Consider the following 3876-nt stretch of genomic DNA (forward strand, 5'->3'; position numbering starts at 1 on the left):
CCCTGCCCCGGCCCGCCCCTTCCCCACCGCCCCTTCCTCCCGGCCCTTCCCTCGTCCCTTCCCCCGCTCCCGCCCCGGAGGCCCTGATGGACTTCGTCCAGCGCACCATCGACATCGCCCGCCAGAACGTCACCGAGGGCGGCCGCCCGTTCGCGACCGTCATCGTCAAGGACGGCGAGATCCTCGCGGAGAGCCCCAACAGGGTCGCCCAGACCGGCGACCCCACCGCCCACGCGGAGATCCTCGCCATCCGCGAGGCCTGCACCAGGCTCGGCACCGAGCACCTGACCGGCACCACCGTCTACGTGCTCGCCCACCCCTGCCCGATGTGCCTGGGCTCGCTCTACTACTGCTCGCCGGACGAGGTCGTCTTCCTCACCACCCGCGACGCCTACGAGCCCCACTACGTCGACGACCGCAAGTACTTCGAACTGGGCACCTTCTACGACGAGTTCGCCAAGCCGTGGCAGGAGCGCAGGCTGCCGATGCGCCACGAGCCGCGCGAGGACGCCGTCGAGGTGTACCGCCTCTGGCAGGAGCGCAACGGCGGCGAGCGCCGCGTGGCGGGCGCCCCGCGCCCCCACGGCTCCGCGCGGGACTAGCATCGAGCCCGTGATCGTATGGCTCAACGGTACCCACGGCGCGGGCAAGACGACGACCGGCGCACTCGTGCAGCCACTGATACCGGATGCGCGGGTGTTCGACGCCGAGAAGGTCGGCGAGACCCTCATGGACATCACGCCGGGGCTTCCCCGAACGGACAACTTCCAGCACTGGCCGCCGTGGCGGCAACTCGTGGTCGAGACCGCCCACCGGGTACTCGACTACACCGGCGGCACCCTGGTGATGCCCATGACCGTCCTGGTCGAGCGGTACTGGCGGGAGATCAGTGCGGGCCTCGCCCGACACGCCATCCCGGTACGGCACTTCGTCCTCCACGCCGACCAGGAGACCCTCCGCGGGCGGATCGAGGGGGACACCGTCCTCGGCCCCTCCTCCTTCCGCCTCAGGCACCTCGAACCCTACGCCGAGGCGGCCCGCACCTGGCTGCACGCCGAGGCCGAGGTCCTCGACACCACCCACCTCACCCCCGCCCAGGCCGCCCGACGGATCGCGGCGGCCGTCACCGGCCGGGGCCCCGCCCGCCCCGCCGTTGAGCCGGGGGCCGGGTCGGGGCCGTAGACGTGGAAGGGGCGCCCTCTGCCGGAGCGGGCGCCGCGGCGTCAGGAGGCAGGCGTGCTCAGGTTCCACGGAGCATGGCGGATCACCGTCGTCGGCAGGAGCGCCGACTTCGACCAGCGGGCCGTCGTGCGCGGCGCGTACGGGCTGCGGGTGCTGCCCGGGCGGGTCGGCGCCACCATCGAGGTGGACGAGGAGAGCTGGACGCTGTCCCTGGAACACCACCTGTGGGGCCGCAGCTGGCAGCCCAACCTGCGCACCACCCCCGGACCGGTCACCGAACACGGCGGCCTGCGCAGCCAGTTGCTCACCAGCAACGACTGTCACTGGCCGGGCAAACCGCTCGACTACGTCAACTTCGTGCTGCGCCTGGACCAGGCCGTCACTCCGGCCGTCACCCGGACCGCCGCGCCGGTGCGCGCCGCCCGTCCGCTGGAGGCACCGATCGCCGCGCCCGTCCAGGCCGTCCGCACCTCCTCCTCGGGCTGGCCCGAGTCCGGGCCCGCGACCGGGCCCGAGCGCGGCACCGCCCCTGAGCGCGGCACCGCCCCCGCGGCGCCGTCGGTGTCGCCGAGGGAGAGCGGGCGGCCCGCCTGGTAGCCCGACGGCGCGAGCGGGGGATACCCCCAGGTCACGGCGGCCCGCTGGCCGGGTGTTCCGGCGGGCCGGCGCCGGGTTGGCTGGAGCGGTCAGCACCAGCCGAACCGAAAGGCCGTCACCCGTGCCCTTCCGTACGACCGTCCGTACGACCGTCCGCACCACCGTCCGCACCACCGCCCGCACCGCCGCCCGGGCCGCCGCCCGGGCCGCCGCCGTCACCGCCCTGGCCGCCGCGCTCGGCGCCACCGCCATGAGCACGAGCGCCTCGGCCATCGTCAACGGTCGCGACTCCACCGAGCGCTACCCCTTCATGGCCACCCTCCCGCTGAGCGCCGAGCAACTGGCCGACGGAGCCTGCGGCGCCACCCTGATCGACCGCCAGTGGGTGCTGACCGCCGCCCACTGCGTGGTCGGCACCGAGGACACCGGCGTCACCCTCAAGGGCACCGTGCGCATCGGCAGCGCCCACCGCGACAGCGGCGGCACCGTGCGCAAGGTCGACCGCGTCGTCGTCCACCCCGGCTTCGAGTTCGGCGACGGCGCCACCCGCCCCAACCGGAACGACCTGGCCCTGGTCCGCCTGGACCGCCCCGCCCCCCAGCAGCCCGTCCGCGTCGCCGAACACCCCGGCAGCCCCGGCACCCCCACCCGGCTGCTCGGCTTCGGCACCGTCGTCGACACCACCGACTACCAGCGGATGGTCTTCCCCGACCGCCTCCAGGAACTGCCCACCCGCATCGGCGCCACCACCGACTGCGCCCCCGGCTGGGCCGACCCCACCCGCCTGTGCACGCTCAGCCGGGTCCCCGGGGCCATGGCCTGCTTCGGAGACTCCGGCGGCCCCCAGATCCAGCGCGGCCGCGGCGGCCGCTGGGAACTCGTCGGCACCACCTCCGGCCCCGGCGCCCCCGGCGTGCCCTGCGCGGGCGGCCCCGGCCTGTACACCGACGTGCCCGCCTACGCCCCCTGGATCAGCGGCACCCTCGCTGCCGGCTGACGCCCCGACCCCACCGCGCGGCTAAAGTCCCAGGTGAGAACCGTCGCGCCCGAGGAGAGCCCGCCATGCCGACCGACCCCGCCGCCACCGCGATCCCCGCCCCCGCCGCCGCGCGCCCGCACCCCGCGCGCCTCGGCCTGGGCACGGCGGCCGTCGGCCGGCCCGGCTACATCAACCTCGGGCGCGACGCCGACCTGCCCGCCGAACGCACCGTCGACGCCCTGCGCGAACGCACCCACACCCTGCTCGACGCCGCGTACGCCGCCGGCGTGCGCTACCTCGACACCGCCCGCTCCTACGGCCGCGCCGAGGAGTTCCTCGGCCAGTGGCTCGCCGAACACCCCGAGGCCGCGGCCGAGGTGACGGTCGGCAGCAAATGGGGCTACACCTACACCGCCGACTGGCAGACCGACGGAGTCGCCGCGCACGAGGTCAAGGAACACTCCACCGCCGTCTACGACCGCCAGATCCACGAGACCCGCACCCTGCTCGGCGACCACCTCGACGTCTACCTCGTCCACTCCGTCACCCCGGACAGCCCCGCCCTCACCGACCCCGCCCTGCACCGGCGCCTCGCCGACCTCGCCGCCGAAGGCGTCCGGGTGGGCCTGTCCACCAGCGGCCCCGCCCAGGCCGACACCATCCGCCGCGCCCTCGCCGTCACCACGGACGGCCGACCGCTGTTCACCGCCGTCCAGGCCACCTGGAACCTGCTGGAGACCTCCGCCGCCCCCGCCCTCGCCGAAGCCCACGCGGCCGGATGGCTCGTCGTCGTCAAGGAGGGCATGGCCAACGGCCGCCTCGCCGGCCGCAACGCCACCGGCCCCGACACCGCCCCGCTGCGCACCCTCGCCGACCGCACCGCCGCCACCCCCGACGCCCTCGCCCTCGCCGCGGCCACCGCCCAGCCCTGGGCCGACGTCGTCCTCTCCGGCGCCGCCACCCCCGACCAGCTCGCCTCCAACCTCGCCGCCACCGGCCTCCGCCCGACCCCCGAGGACCTCGCCGCCCTCGGCGCCATGGCCGAGCCGGCCGGGGCGTACTGGCGTACGCGGGCGGGGCTGCCCTGGTCCTGAGGTGTTGTGGGCGGGGGTGCCGGC

5 protein-coding genes are annotated in these 3876 nt (G+C 75.5%); all 5 read left to right on the forward strand.

Annotated features, from left to right (window positions below; translation table 11 throughout):
- Positions 1–86 precede the first annotated feature (86 nt).
- On the forward strand, positions 87–602 hold the full coding sequence (locus ACIQOV_RS31485) for a nucleoside deaminase (RefSeq protein WP_401054072.1): 516 nt from the start codon (positions 87–89) through the stop codon (positions 600–602).
- 10 nt (positions 603–612) lie between these two features.
- A complete protein-coding gene (locus tag ACIQOV_RS31490; protein ID WP_380357808.1) occupies positions 613–1182 on the forward strand; it encodes an ATP-binding protein in 570 nt (189 codons plus the stop codon).
- A gap of 54 nt (positions 1183–1236) precedes the next feature.
- Positions 1237–1779, forward strand: coding sequence for a hypothetical protein (locus ACIQOV_RS31495; RefSeq protein ID WP_401054074.1), 543 nt, complete (start codon positions 1237–1239; stop codon positions 1777–1779).
- A gap of 121 nt (positions 1780–1900) precedes the next feature.
- On the forward strand, positions 1901–2776 hold the full coding sequence (locus ACIQOV_RS31500) for a S1 family peptidase (protein ID WP_401054075.1): 876 nt from the start codon (positions 1901–1903) through the stop codon (positions 2774–2776).
- Positions 2777–2841: 65 nt separating this feature from the next.
- On the forward strand, positions 2842–3852 hold the full coding sequence (locus ACIQOV_RS31505) for an aldo/keto reductase (protein ID WP_401054076.1): 1011 nt from the start codon (positions 2842–2844) through the stop codon (positions 3850–3852).
- The last annotated feature ends 24 nt before the right edge of the window (positions 3853–3876 follow it).

Source organism: Kitasatospora sp. NPDC091257 (assembly GCF_044757675.1).
GTDB lineage: Bacteria > Actinomycetota > Actinomycetes > Streptomycetales > Streptomycetaceae > Kitasatospora > Kitasatospora lactacystinica.